Consider the following 17091-nt stretch of genomic DNA (forward strand, 5'->3'; position numbering starts at 1 on the left):
TCGACGTCGCGCCCCACGGCGGGACTCAGAGCAGGTTCGGCTCGGGCTGTGGGCGCGGGAAGAATCCGTAGCGGCCCGAGCTGTCCTGCTTCGAGAACAGCTGGATGGTCAGCTGCGAGCGCAGCGCCGGGTCGGGATCCTCGTTCTCGAACACGATGATCTGCGATAGGTCGGCGCGGCCTGCAAGATCGGCGTAGAACGCCTGCTTCACCGCGACCTTCTGGTCGGGCGCGAGCTCGTCGTCGTGGTCGGCCTCGCGGAACGTCACCAGCGGCGAATCCAGGACGATGAACCCGGCGGAATCCCGGCCCAGCGTCCTTATGGCTTGCTGCAGTCCGATCGTGAACGCGGCGTGGGTGATCGCCCGAAGTCCCTTGCCCTGGTCGCCGCGGCGCCTGCTGCCGAGCACCATGTCCTGCCGCGTCTCGTCGAAGTAGACTGGCTTCTCGTGGGGGAAGCGCCACGCGTCGAGAAGCTCCTCGACCGCGACGCTGATCGCCTGGACGCTGGCGGCGGGCAGACCCGGCCGCTCGTCGTTCGACCGGCCCGCACTGCCGAGCGCGGCGTGTGCCTCCGCCCGGCGCGCGGTCATGGCGGCGATGCGGTCGACCAGCGTCAACGCCCGCTTGACGTCGGCGCGGACGGAATAGAGCTCGTCGACCTGCCGCCGAGCGGCCGAGAGCGCGGGCGCGAGCGTTTCGCGCACGAGCGCGTCGGCGGTGTCGAACCGGAGCCGGGCGTTGGACGCGCCCGCGCCCAGCGCATCACGCTCGCCGTCGAGGTCGGAGACGGCCGTCGCCAATTCCGACTGCAACTGTCGGATCTTGGCGATCTCGCTGTCGCAGGCTTCGCGCAGGCGGTCGACGTCGCCGTCCTGGGCGACGCCGTCATGGCGATGGTCACCGGCGGGCGCGCCGCACAGCGGACAGGTACCTTGCGGCAACGCGACGAAGTAGGCGCCCGCCTCGGCGATCGACTCGAGCCGCTGCAGGTCGGACGTGTAGCTCTGGTCCAGGAGGGCGAAGCGCTCCTTGAGACCCGAGATCTCTGCCTGCCGGCCCTGGATACGCTCGGCTGTCCGCCACGCGTCGCGCCGCGCCTGTTCCTGTTCCTCGAACTGCGCGCGCTCGGCCGACATGGCCCGCTCGCTGGCGGCGATCGACGCGTCCAGCCGGTCGAGCTGCTCGACGAGTTCATCGGCAGACGACTCGGTCAGTTCCTTCAGGTCGGATTCGTAGTCGGCGATCAGCTCGTCGAGCACGGCGATTTGCCCCTCGATCTCGGCCTTCGCGATCGCGGGCTTCTTCGTGGCGACGAGCGCGCTGTCATCGACGCCGGTTAGCAGTAGCTTGAAGAGGCTGACCTGCGCGGTCTTCTGTGTGGACTCGCCGGAGAGGATCGGCGAGCTCTTCTTGATGATCGTCTCCTCGTCGACGATCAGCAGCGCCGCCAGGTTGCGGAAGCTGAGGTTCTGCAGCTCATTGTTGACGTTCTTGCGCAGGCGCTTCTGGTCGAGGCCCACCAATCGCAGCAGGAAGGTGCTGATGTTGTCCGGGTCGGTCGAGCTGTGGCGCCCGGCCAACGTCACCGCAGCGTCGTCGTCGCTTGAGAGGTCACGTAGCTGGAAATCACCGCCATCGAGCGCGCGGGTCAGTTCGTAGCGCGTGCCCGACTTGGATTCGATGACGAGGTGGGCGCGGTCGTAGCCGACGCTCTCGGGAATCTGGCGTGGCGGCGTCTGGCCGCCCAGCATGAAGTCGATAGCCTCGACGAGGTAGGACTTGCCGGTGTCGGACGGCCCCGAGACGACGTTCAGGCCGGCCTCGAACGTCATCTCGGCGTCCGTCTTGCCGGGGCCGGTGACGCGCAGGCTACGCAGTTCGAAACCGCTCACAGCAACAGCTCCGGTGGCTGCTGGACCGCCTGGAATTCGCGGGTCCACCGTTCGAACCGGGCGTCAAAGTAGCTCTTCAGTTCGTCGTCGTCGAGCGCGCCGAACGTGTCGATCGCCCAGGTCGCGCGCAGCCGCAGTTCACAGCTGTAGGCGGAGTGGAGGCATTCGAGGAAAGGCCCCGCCGCCTCCGATGCCGAGTAGAATATGCCGTCGGCCCGCGCGTGCCGGTCGATGAGGCTGCGGCTGATGTAGAGCAGCAGGCCGCGCTCGATAACACCCCGGCGGACCAGGAGCTCGCCGTTTCGGAGCGGCGTGTTCGGGTGGAGGCTGATCGGCCCGTCGGCGTCGCTGGAATGGACGACGAGGTAGTCGAAATACAGCAGCCGTTGCAGGTCGAACTCGTCCGGGCATGCCTCGGCGAGGATCGCGACCGAGCGCAGACCGGTCTCGAGCGGGCTGTTGAGCGGCGAATTCTGCGCGGGCGCGTCACTCATCGCCCGGCACCCAGGTCAACCGGTCGTCGTTCGCCAGCTGGTGGACGACGCCCTTGCGATCGCTCGGCTCGACGCGGCCGAGGAGCGCCGAACTCGTGAGGCTGAGGCTGGTCGCCTGCGCCGTCGTCGCGTTGACGCGCGTCAATCCACAGTCGTGGTCGGCCTCGGCTGTGTCGATCACGCCGTCGAATATCTGGTCCTGCAGGTTCTCGAACGCACCGTCGGGCAGCGTGTCGCGCGAAAAGCTGCGCAGCGCCTCGGCGCAATAGAAGCTCTCGCGCGCCCGCCGGAGGTGCCTTTGGTGCGCGGGGATGAGCGAGTCCGGCGAGGGATATGCGGCCTGCTGGTTGTCGCCATATGCGTCGAGCAGCTGCAAGACGTAGCGCGTCTCACCCACGGCGATCTCCGGCGGCGGCGTCGGCGAGGCGGGGCGCGGTGGCAGCCCGAGCCCGAAGCGCACGGCGAAGTATGGGGTCTTCTGGTGCTGTTCGATCAGCTTGAGGGTCGGGACGTGCCCGACGCGGCTGAAGTCGAACGACTGCACGTGGGCGAGCAGCGCGCCCTCCAGCGGGACCGACTTGATGCTGGTGATCTTCGTGGTGCACTTCGTCGACCAGTTGTCGATCAGACCCTGGCGCAGCTTGTCGGGCCGCTTGAGCAGGTTGAGGAGCTTGGTGCCGATCCCTTGGGGTGCCACGAACCTGTAGGCGCGGGGCACGCCGTATTCGCCGATGTGCGTGTAGTAGCACAGCTTGCCGAGCTCGATCCAGATGTCGCTCGGCGCGAGCGGGTGGTCGTAGTGCTTGCACTGGTAATTGTCCCAGTCGCTGTCCGGGTCGGCCGGATCGACCGTCGCGATGACGTCGCATCCCATGTCGCCGGCTCCGCCGGCCCGCTCGACCAGCTTGTAGTCGGGCAGGCTCGAAGCCCATTCATCGACCACGGCTTCCCATTGGCTCGACGAGAACAGCTTGATGCGCTCGATAGGCGGGATCGAGGGGCCCGAGCGGATCTCGAGCGGGTCCGCACCGCCGATCTCTGCGGACGTGGTAATGGCGCGGACCAGCGGCTTCATATTTCGAACAAATCCCCCCAACCCCGGTCATTGCTTTTTTTGCGCGCATCAAGCGCTTCTTTGATCGTATCAGATACTGACAACGCAAGAGTTTAGTGAGAAAAAGTACCAGTCGAGCCGTCAGCCTTCGTGCACTTGGGCTGAGGGCTTCAGAAATCGCAGTCGTAGGGCAATGCTTTTTCCCCGGCGGGTGCCTAGGGTCAGGACCCATTGATGTGAGCGTTGCGATCTGATTCAGGGTCTGTGAGGAGACCGTGGATGAGCGAGCTGTACTGGCTGACGGATGAGCAGATGGCGCGTCTGCAGCCGTACTTTCCCAAGAGCCATGGCAAGCCACGGGTCGATGACCGGCGGGTTCTGAGCGGGATCGTCTTCGTCAATCGCAACGGGCTGCGCTGGTGTGATGCACCGAAGGACTATGGGCCGCACAAAACGCTCTACAATCGCTGGAAGCGGTGGGGCGAGCGAGGTGTCTTCCTGCGCATGATGGAGGGTCTGGCGTCGGCGGAGGCAGAGCCCAAGACCGTCATGATCGACGCGACCTACTTGAAGGCACACCGCACGGCATCGAGCCTGCGGGTTAAAAAGGGGGCCTTGGGCGGCTGATCGGCCGCACCAAGGGCGGCATGAACACCAAGCTGCACGCCGTCAGCGATGCGAACGGACGGCCCTTGAGCTTCTTCATGACCGCCGGGCAGGTCAGCGACTACACCGGCGCGGCAGCGCTGCTGGACGACCTTCCAAAGGCGCAATGGCTGCTCGGCGACCGCGGCTATGATGCGGATTGGTTCAGGGACGCCCTGGAAGCCAAGGGCATCCAGCCCTGCATCCCAGGTCGGCGATCCCGCAACGAGCCCGTCAGGTACGACAAGCGCCGCTACCGACGGCGCAGCCGTATCGAGATCATGTTCGGCCGCCTGAAGGACTGGCGCCGCGTCGCTACTCGCTACGACCAATGCCCTACCGTCTTCTTCTCCGCCATCGCCCTCGCTGCCACCGTCATCTTCTGGCTATGAACAATGAGTCCTGACCCTACACAAGCGGCAGCTTTCGCGATCGTTGGTCGAACGACCGAACTTGCGGCACTGAGCAGTCGCTGCAACAGACCCGGCGAACGCCAACTGGCGTTCACCGGCACCTGCCTCAAGCGTTCTGAAGCACCTCGAACAGATCGATCTGCCCGCTGGTCTGGACGTCGTCGCGCACCAGTCTGTTGAGCCGTTGAGCCGCGAACGCCATGCCTTCGGTGGTCAGCTTGGTGGGTTTGTTCGGCATATGAACGATCTCGTTCGGCAGGATGCGGAAGTGCCCGCGCGCGGCGGCTTGCGGCAGGATCATCGCGTGGCGCTTGCCGCGTATCTGGGCTAGCTGGCAGCGGGTGTAAACGAAACAGTTGTTATCGCGCGGTGCGGCGATGATGATGTCGTTGAGCGTGGCGATATCGCCATCGATCGCGAAATCGAGGTGAATGAGATCGGTCTGGCTATCATGCGCGAGCCTGGCGATCCTTGCCACGCCCGCTGGCGTCAGCACCTGCCCGGCAGTGATCGCGAGGCCGGGTTTGAGCACCTGATCGCCCAGCAACATCCGGGTGATCGCGTGGACGTGACGGCGCATGGTCGCGGTGGCGGTATCGGTCATCTGTTCGGTTCCTTTTTCCTCCCCGGTCCCGGGGACATCTCACCTCCTTCCGAGGTCATCGGCGGGCGACCGGCGCATCCGGCCGCCCGTCTCCTTCCTATCGGAACGTCTTCACATGCTCGGTCCACAGCGCCTCGACGAGCGCCTGGCCACGATCGTGCGTCAGGTCCTCGTCGAACGCGCCATGGGCGAGCGGCAGCCCAGTGAGCCGACGTGGCACCACCAGCGCGTGGCAGTGGAGCGGGTTGGCCGAGTTCACCCGCCCGGGGCTGTGCAGGACGAGCATGGTCGCGAGCTGCCGGTCGACCGCGAAATACTGACGCACGAACGCGCGGCAGCGCTCCCAACCCTGGTGCAACCGTCCGGCATCACCCAAGGGGAACGTCATGTAAGCGAGCAGCGCCTTCTGTTGCGGGATCGAACAAGCGTCCATTTCGCGCAACAGTGCGGCCGGATCGGCGAGGCGATCATCAGCGAGCGGCGGCAGCACGACCTCGACCCGTTCGGCGGTAATCGGCCAGTCGTTCGATTCGTTCAGGTCGGGCGCGATCGGCAGGCACTTCCTGGCGCCGAACGCCTCCGCCGTATTGATGCGATCGGCGTAGCTGGTGCGCAGCACGCCGTAGACGATGCCGTTCGCGCTCGGTCCCTGCGGGTTGAGGTAAAGCCAGGTCTGCGGATTGTCGGGATCGGTCTTGATCGGCTTCGGCGCGACCGTCTTCGCCGGGCGGCGGGACTTGGCGGCGGCCATTAGCGGGCACTCCGGCGACGCAGGAGGCGCACGATCTCGGCGGCGGCGCGGCACAGCCCATCACCACGCTCGAACCACGTCACGAACGGCGGCACCGTGTGCAGGTGCAGGCCATCGGCGGTCAGTTCGAGATACGCGCTGTTGGAGGCGGGAACGAGCCAGAGCGCGCCGTCGTGATGGCGGTAGAAGGACATGTCGGTTAGGACGATGGTATCGCCTGCGGCGTTCAGCGCGATCTCCACACGAACCGGATCGAGCGTTTCGGGATGCAGGCCGGTGCGAACCAACATCACGTCGCGGCCGGTTTCGTGTGCGACGTGACCAGCGACATCGCGGAACATCGGCGCGCTGACCGGCGTCGCTCCCGCGACGAGGTTGATACGGGCGAACTCGCATGAGGCGGCGGGCATGCCGTTAGTGAACGGCGTGGCATCGGCGGCGGACAGATCGAGCGCCGCGAACGGCAGGGCGAGGACGCGCGTCGAGGGATCGGCAAATACGCCGACGGGTGGGGCTGAGGACATTCTCTTGGACTTTCGGTGGAGGGTCACCGCCGTCGTCGGCGGATCAGGCTGCCCGACTTTTCATCACGCCCGGCAGCTTCGCTGCGGCGTCCATTCCATCACATCCTTAGGTTCCGGATAGAGCCATTGGGCGATCCATCCGGCGAGCGGCGCATCACCGCTCGGGGCTGTCGCGGTCCGGTCCAATCCGGTTGACGTCCTCATCAGCCCGTGGACCCTTGGAGGCCGCCTTGTCTTGACCCCCATGCGGCGACCCGACGATCCGCGCCGCTTGGGCACGGATGCCGCTTACCGGAGCCGGTGATATGTCAGCCCCCGTTGCCGGACCGCGCACGGAGGTATCCAACGACGGTTCGACCAAGTTCGACCCCGCGCTTTCGATGACAGCCGTCATCTGGCGGCGCAGGCGCTCGCGGTGCAGCCGTTCCTGCACCTCCAGATCGGCGATGAACAATCGGAACAGCCGGTCGATCGCCTTCGGCACGGCCGCACCGATCGAGACTTGATGGTCGTCGATCACCAGCGCCTCGTCGTTCTCCTCATTCTCCTTGAGCCATTCGAAGAGGCGTCCGCGCGTCACGGTGCGATATTCCGCGTTCACGGATACCGCGTCGCCGAAGCGAGGTTCATAGCTGAGCGTCGGCAACGCGTTGCGGTCATAGTCTTCCGCTTTCCGCAGCGCCGCCCCGGCGGCGGAATGGTGACCGGCGACGATCGCGGCTTCCGCGTCCCGGTCGCGCGATCCGGGCATAACCGCATCGATTTCGTCGAGCCACGCGCGCGCATCCGCGACAATCGCTTCCTCTTGCCGCCGCTTGGCGTGTGGCTGATCGTCGCCGCGCTGGTGCGCGATGACGGCCTCGGCCCGAGATCGCAGCAGGCCGCTGGCTATCTCCATCACCCGCGCCTGCGCTTCACGAAGCAGCGCCGCCGCTTCGTGGTCTTTCCATTCCCGCACCGCACGCTGCGCCGCGGTGGCCTTCGCCGCATTGATCCGCGTGGCGGCGCGCGCACCCAGACCCTTTTCACCCGCCGTCAGATCGCTGCCGACCTGGCGTAGCTTGTCACCGAACATGATGAGCGCGTTACGGATGCCGGCCGGGGTGACGATACCGCGCTTCTCGGCGGCTATCGTCCGGTTGCCCAGGTGGCGCAACGGCGTGAGATCGATTCCGTTCTCACGATAGGTGCCGCCGACATAACGCGGTGTATCCGGACGGCCGGCGATCACGTCGTTGGCGATGTTGGCATAGGCGGCGCGCAAAGCCTTGTAATAGGCGCTGGCCACGGTCAGGCCGTTCGGGCCACCCGCTTCCCCTCGCGCGATCGCGATCTTGTTCTGTCGATACGGATAGGCCCATTTACCGTTGCGCTTCTTCACGCGGTATTCGAAATCCCAACAGCTGTGGTCATCGAGCCATCGGCTGGGCCGGTCATACGCATCGATATGCACGTGCATGTTATCGGGGGTGTTGTGCGGATCGGGCCGATGGATCGCTGCCACATACATCCATCCGTCCGCGTCGAGCCGGCCGCACAGCCGCCGCATGATCTCGTGATAGGATCGCGGATCGAGGTTGCGCGGCAGTTCAACGACAAAGCGGGTCTGGACGCGGCCTGAGCGACCCTGTTTGAACGCCGGCAAGGCCGGCGAGCGCTTGCCGAAGATGGCGTCGGTTTCGGTCAGGCGATCGTAGGCCTGCTCGAGATTGACGTCGCATAGCGCGACATCCTTCTCCACGACCGGCTTCTTGCGCCGCGCCGCCGACAGCACCTGTTTCGTCTCGACGGCATCCAGCCGCCGCGATGCGTCCTTGATCCACGACGGCGCGTTCGGCTCGGCCGCCGCCGTCCGCCAGGCTTCCGCGTGCTTGGTCGATACGGTCAGCGTGCCGCTGCGCGCTTGACGTTCGCACCGCTCGGCGGCCTCGAACAGGCTCCGTTGCCGCTGGCGGGTCACACCGATATTCGACAACACCGCCAGCACATTCTGGGCGCGGTGCTCCTCCTCGAAATCGAGGAGGTCCATCACCGGCATGGGATCGTCCGGATCGCGGCCGCCCGCTTGTCGCGTGATGTAATCGAAATGGTTCGCGTAGCTGAGCGCGCCGTCGAGGACATAATCGTGATGTCCGGCGGCAACCTCGCCCACCGCCGGGTAGCGACGGTGGGTCTTCCCCTTGCTCGATCTCGGCACGACCGTGCGCGTGATATGGGTGATGTCGAGATGCGGAACCCGCGCGACATCCGACTGCCGCCGCTCGGCGCTAATCGGGCTGGCGCGGCTGAAATCGATCCGATCGACCGCGCCGCCGGTCCGCGTCCCACCGGACGACGGCGTCCGCCATTCGGGCACCTGCACGGCGGATCCGCGCTTGATCGCCGGTTCAGGTTCCCGCACGTGCAGGCGGCGCAGGATGGGGCCGAACAGTTCGCGCTCTTCCTTCGCCATCTTCGCCAGCAACGCGGCGAGCTGGTGCGCGAACGCGGGATAGGATGGCTGATCGGACGTCGGCATGACGGGAACGTGATTCCCGCGCCAGGGCAAAACAACCCCCATCCAGCGATGAGGCCTGGTGTGTTCAAGCCAGGCTAGTATGACCTTCCCGCCTTCCGGAGCGCCCCGGCGTGCAGGACCCTCGCCATCGGCCGATCGCCCGCAAAAAGGTGGTGCCACCTTTTTGCGCTGTTGCGCCCCTGGAATCGCAACATCAGGCTAGCGATTCACTCTGGGTCGCAGACCGGTTTTCATGCTCATCCGGCGCGGAAGGAGCGAGGGCCGAACCGGGTCGTCATTCTACGTTTGCAGTCGCGCCGCCGCTGAAAAATACTTTAGATATAGCTTGAAGATGCGCGAGTAGGTCGCGAGCATGGTAACCAGCGGACTGGCTCGTGGAAAGTCCTGACGTTGCCTGGCCGGGCGGCCGGCGGAGTGCTAGCCGCCAGCCAACCCGCATCGAAACAGCCTAGCTCCATCGTGCGAAATCGGCGGAGTCATCAACCGAAACGATAACCCACGCCGGGTTCGTTTCGGAGCCGCGTGGGCGCGGATGGATTGGCCTCGATCTTCAGGCGTAGCGCGCGCACCGCCACCCTGAGATATTCGATATCGTCGATGTGGGCGGGGCCCCACAGCTCTCGCAGCAATGTCGCATGGGTGACGACACGGCCCGGATATCGGGCCAGCAGGGCGAGCAGTGCGAATTCCTTTGGGGTCAGGTGCACCTCTTTCCCGTCGATCGTCACGCGGTGGGCCTGCTCGTCGATCGTCAGGCCGTCGATCGCGGGCGCGTGACCACCGCCTGGCCGATGCCGGCGCAGCGCGGAGCGGACGCGGGCGAGAAGTTCATCGGTGTCAAACGGCTTGGTGACGTAATCGTCCGCGCCGAGATCTAGCGCGGCGACTTTCTCCGCAGTGGCGTCGCGCGCGGTGACCACGATGACCGCAGCGCCGCCGGTCACCAGCGGCTGCACGAGCTCTAGGCCGTCGCGATCGGGCAAGCCCAGATCGAGCAGGACGACGGCGGGCGTCCGCGCCCTCGCCAAGGAGAGGCCTTCGCTAGCGTTGCCAGCCTCCAGCACCTCATGCCCGTCGCGATCGAGCGCGCGGCGGACGAGCAGCCTGATCGCATCTTCGTCGTCGATCACCAGCACCGCATTGCTCATCGGGCCTGTCCCTCGCGCACTAGCAGTCCCTCCGGAAAGAAGAGTTCGAACCGCGCGCCACCGCGATCCGCCCGATTGGTCGCACGGGTTTCGACGCCCAGCGCCTTGCCGAACCCCCGCACGATCGCGAGGCCAAGGCCGGTGCCGCCCGTGCGGTCGCTGCCGGCGATCCGCGTAAACGTCTCGAACACCGCGTCCTCGCGCCCCGGCGGCAGGCCCGGCCCCTCGTCAAGCACCGCCAGCGTGATGCCGTCCGAACTACGACGCCCCTCCAGACGGACTTCGCTGCCGCCGCCATGCTTCACGGCATTGTCGATCAGGTTGATGAGCATGTGGTTGAGCAGCGCCGCATCGGTGCGGACCAGCGGCAGATCAGGTGGCACGTCGAGCACCGTGTTGCCGGTCCGCGCCGCCCGGACGTCGTGCACGGCGGCGGCGACCGCATCGGTCAGGTCGGTCGCTTCCAGCTTCGGCGTCAGCGCGCCGGCCTCGACGCGCACGATCTCGATCAGGTCGTCGAAGAACCGGGCCAGCCGCTGCGCCTCGGCACGCACCGGCCCGATCAGCTCGGGTGCCGCACCGTCGGCTGCCAGCGCGTCGATCCCGGCCGATACTGCCGTGAGCGGCGTGCGCAAATCGTGCGCCAGCGACGACAGCAAGGTCGAGCGCAGCGCGTCGCGATCGCGCAAACCGGCGACCTCGCGCATGTCGGCCTCCAACTTCAGCCGCTCATGGGCCAGCGCGGCCTGATCGACCAGGCTCATGAATAGCACCGCGCGGTGCGGCGGGACCGGGTCACCGGCATCGGCGCGCGATACCCCGAGCACCGCCAGAGTACCGAGCGCCGTCTTCAGCGGGTGGAACCGCCATTCGGACGCTGTCAGCGTCCCCGTGCCACGCCCGGCCGGCTCGCCCCGTTCCGCTGCCCAGGCCACCGCCGCGATATCGAGCGTGGTGAAGGCGCCGTTCGGCGGGACGCTGGCGATCATCTGCGGATTCGCCGGGTCGGCGGTGAACAGCACGGCCTGCACGTCCAGCAATGCCGCGACCTCGCCGCATACGCTCTGCGCGGTTTCGCGCTCTTCGGACAGGCCGCCCAGCGTCTTGGCGAAGCTGGCGATGGCGGCATTCTCCCGCGCGCTCTTCGCCCCCAGCTCGGCTTGCGCCCGCACCCGCGCGGCGAGTTGCGCGATCACCACCGCCACCCCGATCAACGCGAAGAAGGTGATGACGTTCTGCGGGGCGTAGATGGTGAGCGTGTAGACCGGCGGGATGAAGAAGAAATTATAGGCCAGCCCCGACATGACACCGGCGAACAGCCCTTTACGCAGCCCGAACAGCGACGCCGCCGCCATCGTCGGCAGCAGGAACAGCATGTCAACGCTGCGATAGCCGATCCATGGCTGGACCAGCAGGCCCAGCGCCGTCACCGCCGCCACCGCAAGCAGGCTGAGCGCATAGTCGCGCATCCGCTCGGGCGGGCGGTAGCGGGCGCCGCGCGGCGCGGATGGCATCCGGGCCAGCGGCAAGACGTGGATCGCGACGCCGTCGCTCGCGCGGACGATGCGATCCACCACCGAGCCGTGGCGGCGTTCGAACCACCAGCTGCGCTGCGACTTGCCGATGACGAGCTGCGTTACCCGGTGCTCGGCAAGTTGGTCGAGCAGGCCCTCCATCACTTTCGTCGCGGGAATGGCGATGATCGTCGCGCCCAGCGTGGCAGCCAGGCCGAGAGTGGCGGCGAGCCGCTCGCGCTCGGCATCGGTAAAGCGCTGCTCACGCGGTGTCTCGACGTGCAGCGCGATCCACGGGCTGCGGAATCCGTCGGCCAGCCGCTTCGCGGCGCGCACCAAGGTGTCCGCACCGGGCTGTTCGCTGACTGCCACCATCACCCGCTCGCCGGCGGCATAGTTGCCCGCCATGGCATGGGCGCGCAGATGATCGAGCATCTGCGTGTCGATCGCCTGCGCGGCGCGGCGCAACGCCAGTTCGCGCAGCGCCGACAGGTTCGATTTCGAGAAGAAATTGGCGAGTGCGCGGGTTGCTTCGTCGGGGACGTAGACCTTGCCTTCGCGCAGCCGCTCGATCAGCTCGTCGGGCGGGATGTCGACTACTTCTAGTTCGGCACCGTCCAGCACCTTGTCGGGCAAGGTCTCGCGCACTCGCACGTTGGTGAACGACGCGACGATATCGTTGACGCTCTCCAGATGCTGAACGTTGAGCGTGGTGTAGACGTCGATCCCCGCCGCCAGCAGTTCCTCGACATCCTGCCAGCGTTTTGGATGGCGGCTGCCGGCGGCGTTGGTGTGGGCGAATTCGTCGACCAGCGCGAGCGCCGGCCGGCGTGCGAGCAGACCATCGAGATCCATCTCGGCGAGCGTGCGGCCTTCATAGGCGATGGCGCGGCGCGGCACGATCTCGAAGCCAGTCGTCATCGCCTCGGTCTCGGCGCGGCCATGAGTTTCCACCACGCCGACCGCCACATCGACGCCAGCATCGCGCCGCTGCGCCGCCTCGCGCAGCATCTCATAAGTCTTGCCCACCCCAGGCGCGGCACCGAGGAACACCTTGAGCTTGCCGCGTCCTTCGCCGGCAGCGAGCCGCAGCAGGGCGTCGGGTGAAGGGCGGGCGGATGCAGTCATCGCCCGCCCCTTTGCCGTGGATCGACCGGACCGGGCAAGGCGTCAGCGTTGCCGGTCGAGCGCGAGGTTCAGGTCCAGCACGTTGACGATGCGACCGGCGGTAAAGGGACCACCGGGTCGCTCTGCGCGCTGCTCGACCAGCGCGCGCACCGCGGCGGGGGCCAAGCCGCGCGCCGCCGCAACCCGATCGACCTGATAGAGCGCGCCTGCCAGCGAGATGTGCGGATCGAGCCCGGCCCCGGACGCGGCGGCGAGATCGGCCGGCAGCGGACGCGCGGCGGTCGCGCCGTAGCGGGCCACCGTCTCGGCGGCGCGTTCGGTCAGGTCGGGTGAGGTGGGAGATTTATTGCTGCCGCCCGCACCCCGACCATTGTAGTCGACCGCCGAGGGGCGCGGCCAGAAATAGCGCGGGCTGGTGAAGCTCTGCGCGATCTGGCGACTGCCGACGACGCGGCCCTGTGCGTCGGTCAGCAACTGGCCGTTGGCGGTGGCCGGCGTCACCGCCTGGGCGATGCCGAGCACGACCAAGGTGTAACCGACCACACAGACCAGCAGCGTCGCGGCGAAGATGCGCAGGGATGAAAGAACGATGGGCATGGACATATCCTGTCAGGGCAGCATCGCGTGTTCGGCGACGGGGCCGAGCGCGGCGGCGGGGAAGAAGGTGAGCGCGCCGAAGATCACGACGACGATGGCGAGCATCACGCCGAAGGTCGCATCCTCGACACCCAGCGTACCGGCCGACTCCGCCGCGCGACGCTTCGCCATGAACGATCCGACGATCGCCAGCGGCAGGATGATGGGGATGAACCGCATCAGCAGCATTACCAGCCCGGTTGCGATGTTCCACGGCGTCGTATTGTCGCCCAGCCCTTCGAAACCGGAGCCGTTGTTGGCGGCGGCGGAGCTGAATTCGTAGAGGATTTCGCTGAAGCCGTGCGGCCCGGCATTGTTCAGCGTGTCGGCGCCCCACGATGTCGCGGCGAACAGCGCGGTGCCGCCCAGGATGAACAGCGCGTGCGCGGCGAGCGCCATGATCGCCAGCTTCACCTCGCGCCCCTCGACCCGGTGGCCGAGATATTCGGGAGTGCGCCCCACCATCATCCCCGCCACGAACACCGCGACCAGGATGTAGAGGAACATGTTGACCATGCCGACGCCGACGCCGCCATAGGTTTCCGACAGCCACATGCCGATCATCGGCATCAGCCCGGTCAACGGATTGAGGCTGTCGTGCATCGCGCCGACCGATCCGTTGCTGGTCGCAGTCGTCAGCACCGCCCACAGCGGGCCGGTCGTGGCGCCGAAGCGCAGTTCCTTGCCCTCCAGATTGCCGACATCCTGTGCGATCGGAAGGTTGGCGAAGGCTGCGGTCGGCGCGCTTTCCAAGGTGACGGCACCCGCGACCTTGACGGTCAGGAAGGCGAGCATGACCAGGAACACGACGCGGGCGTGTTTCGGCCGGCCGACAATGCGGCCGAACATCCAGACGCAGGCCATCGGGATAAGGATGAGCGCGATCATTTCGACCGCGTTGGTCCAGAAGGTCGGGTTCTCGAACGGATGGGTCGAATTGGGGCCGAAAAAGCCGCCGCCGTTGGTGCCGAGTTGCTTGATCGCGACGAACGCCGCGACGGGTCCGCGCGCGATGGTCTGCGCGGTGCCCTCCAGCGTCGTGGCGCTCACCGATCCGCCCAGCGTCATCGGGACGCCGCCGAACGCCAGCAGCAGCGCGACGACCAGTGCCAGCGGCAGCAGGACCAGGAACGCGGCGCGCTGCACGTCGGACAGGAAATTGCCCATCGTCGCCCTGCCAGCGAGGCCGCGTGCCAGCGCCGTCAGAGCGGCGATACCGGTCGCGGCGGAGACGAACTGCATCCACATCAGCGCGCCGAGCTGCGAAAAATAGCTCATCGACGCTTCGCCGGAATAATGTTGCAGGTTCGTGTTGGTGACGAACGAGGCGGCGGTGTTGAAGACCAGGCTGGGGTCCAGCGCCACCATGGCGTCCGGGTTGAGCGGCAGCGCCTGTTGCAGCGACAGGATCGCCACGACCGCGACGAACATCAACGCGTTGAAGCCGAGGAGCGTCAGCGCATAGGCTTTCCAGCCCTGTTCCGTGGTTGCGGCAGGTCCGGCGATCCGGGCGAACAGGCCGTGCGGGTGCCCCGGTGCGGCCGGGTCCATCGCCCAGCGCATGTAGCGGCCGAGCGGGACCGACAGCAAAGCCGTGCCGCCGACGATCAGCGAGATGAGAAGGATGGCGTCCATCGATGCGGTCCTTCGGTCAGGCGCGGTCCGCCAGCCGGACGAGACCGGCGAGCAGGGCGAAGGTGAGAAGCCCGAGGGCGAGATAAGCGAAGGTCATGACGATGCTCCCGCTCAGACCAGGCCGAGCGCGTTGACGAGGATGTCGATCAGCTTGATGCCGACGAACGGCGCGATCAGCCCGCCGACGCCGTAAAGGCCGAGATTGCGGACCAGTAGCTGCGCCGCCCCGATCGGCTTGTAGGGCACGCCGCGCAGCGCCAGCGGCACCAGCAGCGGGATGATGATCGCGTTGAAGATGATCGCCGACAGGATCGCGCTTTCCTGGCTGGCCAGCGCCATCAGGTTGAGGACGCCCAGCGCGGGATAGAAGGCGGCGAACAGCGCGGGGATGATCGCGAAATATTTCGCCACGTCGTTGGCGATCGAGAAGGTCGTCAGGCTGCCGCGCGTCATCAGCAGCTGCTTGCCGAGGCCGACGACCTCGATCAGCTTGGTCGGGTCGCTGTCGAGGTCGACCATGTTGCCGGCCTCGCGCGCCGCCTGGGTGCCGGTGTTCATCGCGATGCCGACGTCGGCCTGCGCGAGTGCGGGCGCGTCGTTGGTGCCGTCGCCGCACATCGCGACCAGCCGCCCCTCGGCCTGTTCGGAACGGATCCGGGCCAGCTTGTCCTCGGGCGTCGCCTCGGCGAGGAAATCGTCCAGCCCCGCCTCGGCAGCGATCGCGGCGGCGGTCAGCGGGTTGTCGCCGGTGATCATCACCGTGCGGATGCCCATCCGGCGCAGTTCGGCGAAGCGTTCGCGGATGCCGGCTTTCAGGATATCCTTCAGGTGGATGACGCCCAGCAGCCGGCCGTCCTGCGCCACCGCCAGCGGGGTGCCGCCGGCGCGGGCGATCTCCTCGGCGAAGCGGCGCAGTTCGGTCGCGTCGCTGTCCGGGTTCGCGCGCAGGATCGCATCGATCGCGCCCTTCTGGATCAGCCGGTCGCCGGTCTTCACGCCGGACAAGCGGGTCTGCGCGCTGAACGCGATGATCTCCGCGTCCGCCGGTAGCGCGTTCAGCTTAAGCGCGAACTTCTCTTCGGCCAGCGTGACGATCGAACGGCCTTCGGGTGTCTCGTCGGCCAGGCTGGCGAGATGCGCCGCCTCGGCCAGCGCCATCGGCACGACACCGGCCAGCGCGCGGAATTCGACCGCGTGGCGATCGCCCACCGTGACCGTGCCGGTCTTGTCGAGCAGCAGCACGTCGATATCGCCCGCCGCCTCGACCGCGCGGCCCGACTTGGCGAGCACGTTGAAACGCACCATCCGGTCCATGCCCGCGATGCCGATCGCCGACAGCAAAGCCGCGATCGTCGTTGGGATGAGCGCGATCAGCAGCGCCGCGAGCAGCGCTACCGGCACCCCGCCGCCGGCATAGGCAGCGAACGCGGGGATGGTGCCGACCGCGATCAGGAAGATGATGGTTAGGCCGACGAGCAGCACGCTCAGCGCGATCTCGTTCGGCGTCTTCTGCCGCTCCGCCCCCTCGACCAGAGCGATCATGCGGTCGAGGAAGCCCTGGCCGGGTTCGACCGTGACGCGCACCTTAATCTGATCGGATATGACCCGCGTTCCCGCCGTCACCGCCGAACGGTCGCCGCCCGCCTCGCGGATCACGGGCGCGCTCTCGCCGGTAATCGCGGCTTCGTTGACGCTCGCCACTCCGGCGATCACCTCGCCGTCGGACGGGATCAGGTCGCCGGTTTCGACCAGCACCATGTCGCCCTTCGCCAGCCGGGATGCGGGGACCAGTTCCCACGCATCGGCGACACCGATCAGCTTCTTGGCCCGCAGCTCCGCCTTGGTGCCGCGTAGCGACGCGGCCTGCGCCTTGCCCCGGCCTTCGGCTAGCGCCTCGGCGAAATTGCCGAACAGCACGGTCAGCCACATCCAGAAGACGAGTTGCACCTGAAACGCTGCGCTGCCCGGTGCGAGACCGAGCAGCGCCAGCACCGTCAGTAGCACCGCGACGATGGCGGTGGTGAACATAACCGGCTTGCGGACCAGGGTGCGCGGATCCAGCTTCACGAATGCGTCACGCACCGCCGGACCGATCAACGCGGGATCGAACATCCCTCGGGATGATTTCGCGAT

Annotated in this window: 13 protein-coding genes; 1 reads left to right on the forward strand and 12 read right to left on the reverse strand. The window is 67.0% G+C overall.

Annotated elements, in window-relative coordinates; genetic code table 11:
• Positions 1–25: 25 nt before the first annotated feature.
• Genes KF730_RS07380 through KF730_RS07390 form a run of 3 tightly spaced genes read right to left on the reverse strand, consistent with a single transcriptional unit; the run spans position 26 to position 3463 of the window.
• A complete protein-coding gene (locus tag KF730_RS07380) occupies positions 26–1894 on the reverse strand; it encodes an AAA family ATPase (RefSeq protein WP_294093446.1) in 1869 nt (622 codons plus the stop codon).
• Positions 1891–2388 (reverse strand): ABC-three component system middle component 2, encoded by a 498-nt coding sequence (locus tag KF730_RS07385; RefSeq protein WP_294093448.1) that lies wholly within the window; start codon positions 2386–2388, stop codon positions 1891–1893. The genes KF730_RS07380 and KF730_RS07385 overlap by 4 nt, the downstream gene beginning before the upstream one ends.
• Positions 2381–3463, reverse strand: a complete 1083-nt coding sequence (locus KF730_RS07390; protein ID WP_294093450.1) for an ABC-three component system protein — start codon at positions 3461–3463, stop codon at positions 2381–2383. Before KF730_RS07390 ends, KF730_RS07385 begins: the two co-directional genes overlap by 8 nt.
• A 258-nt stretch (positions 3464–3721) precedes the next feature.
• On the opposite strand from KF730_RS07390, the gene KF730_RS07395 reads away from it, so the two are divergent.
• A protein-coding gene (locus KF730_RS07395) for an IS5 family transposase (RefSeq protein WP_294093451.1) occupies positions 3722–4479 on the forward strand; the annotation gives its coding sequence in 2 pieces (ribosomal slippage) (positions 3722–4046 and positions 4046–4479; 759 coding nt in all).
• Between the two features lie 127 nt (positions 4480–4606).
• Here KF730_RS07395 and KF730_RS07400 read toward each other — a convergent pair.
• The 9 genes from KF730_RS07400 to kdpB form a co-directional block, all read right to left on the reverse strand.
• Positions 4607–5104 (reverse strand): hypothetical protein, encoded by a 498-nt coding sequence (locus KF730_RS07400; RefSeq protein WP_294093452.1) that lies wholly within the window; start codon positions 5102–5104, stop codon positions 4607–4609.
• A gap of 97 nt (positions 5105–5201) precedes the next feature.
• Entirely contained in the window at positions 5202–5855 is a 654-nt protein-coding gene (locus KF730_RS07405) for a hypothetical protein (RefSeq protein WP_294093454.1), read from the reverse strand.
• Positions 5855–6379, reverse strand: a complete 525-nt coding sequence (locus KF730_RS07410; RefSeq protein WP_294093456.1) for a hypothetical protein — start codon at positions 6377–6379, stop codon at positions 5855–5857. The genes KF730_RS07405 and KF730_RS07410 overlap by 1 nt, the downstream gene beginning before the upstream one ends.
• A 154-nt stretch (positions 6380–6533) precedes the next feature.
• Complete coding sequence (locus tag KF730_RS07415; RefSeq protein ID WP_294093458.1) at positions 6534–8831, reverse strand: MobA/MobL family protein; 2298 nt, start codon at positions 8829–8831, stop codon at positions 6534–6536.
• 545 nt (positions 8832–9376) lie between these two features.
• Positions 9377–10045, reverse strand: coding sequence for a response regulator transcription factor (locus KF730_RS07420; RefSeq protein ID WP_294093460.1), 669 nt, complete (start codon positions 10043–10045; stop codon positions 9377–9379).
• Positions 10042–12687 (reverse strand): sensor histidine kinase KdpD, encoded by a 2646-nt coding sequence (locus tag KF730_RS07425; RefSeq protein ID WP_294093463.1) that lies wholly within the window; start codon positions 12685–12687, stop codon positions 10042–10044. The genes KF730_RS07420 and KF730_RS07425 overlap by 4 nt, the downstream gene beginning before the upstream one ends.
• Positions 12688–12729: 42 nt before the next feature.
• Entirely contained in the window at positions 12730–13284 is a 555-nt protein-coding gene (locus KF730_RS07430; RefSeq protein WP_294093465.1) for a potassium-transporting ATPase subunit C, read from the reverse strand.
• 12 nt (positions 13285–13296) lie between these two features.
• Positions 13297–14958: a potassium-transporting ATPase subunit KdpA gene (gene kdpA, locus KF730_RS07435; RefSeq protein ID WP_294093467.1), complete on the reverse strand. Its 1662-nt coding sequence runs from the start codon at positions 14956–14958 to the stop codon at positions 13297–13299.
• Between the two features lie 111 nt (positions 14959–15069).
• Complete coding sequence (kdpB, locus tag KF730_RS07440; protein ID WP_294095798.1) at positions 15070–17091, reverse strand: potassium-transporting ATPase subunit KdpB; 2022 nt, start codon at positions 17089–17091, stop codon at positions 15070–15072.

It is taken from the genome of Sphingomonas sp. (assembly GCF_019635515.1).
Lineage (GTDB): Bacteria > Pseudomonadota > Alphaproteobacteria > Sphingomonadales > Sphingomonadaceae > Sphingomonas.

Bases quoted from the DNA above. Each gene is read 5' to 3' on its own strand.
- KF730_RS07385 (WP_294093448.1), bottom strand. From the start codon at position 2,388: ATGAGTGACGCGCCCGCGCAGAATTCGCCGCTCAACAGCCCGCTCGAG.
- KF730_RS07390 (WP_294093450.1), bottom strand. From the start codon at position 3,463: ATGAAGCCGCTGGTCCGCGCCATTACCACGTCCGCAGAGATCGGCGGT.
- KF730_RS07400 (WP_294093452.1), bottom strand. From the start codon at position 5,104: ATGACCGATACCGCCACCGCGACCATGCGCCGTCACGTCCACGCGATC.
- KF730_RS07405 (WP_294093454.1), bottom strand. From the start codon at position 5,855: ATGGCCGCCGCCAAGTCCCGCCGCCCGGCGAAGACGGTCGCGCCGAAG.
- KF730_RS07410 (WP_294093456.1), bottom strand. From the start codon at position 6,379: ATGTCCTCAGCCCCACCCGTCGGCGTATTTGCCGATCCCTCGACGCGC.
- KF730_RS07415 (WP_294093458.1), bottom strand. From the start codon at position 8,831: ATGGCGAAGGAAGAGCGCGAACTGTTCGGCCCCATCCTGCGCCGCCTG.
- KF730_RS07420 (WP_294093460.1), bottom strand. From the start codon at position 10,045: ATGAGCAATGCGGTGCTGGTGATCGACGACGAAGATGCGATCAGGCTG.
- KF730_RS07425 (WP_294093463.1), bottom strand. From the start codon at position 12,687: ATGACTGCATCCGCCCGCCCTTCACCCGACGCCCTGCTGCGGCTCGCT.
- KF730_RS07430 (WP_294093465.1), bottom strand. From the start codon at position 13,284: ATGCCCATCGTTCTTTCATCCCTGCGCATCTTCGCCGCGACGCTGCTG.
- kdpA (WP_294093467.1), bottom strand. From the start codon at position 14,958: ATGGACGCCATCCTTCTCATCTCGCTGATCGTCGGCGGCACGGCTTTG.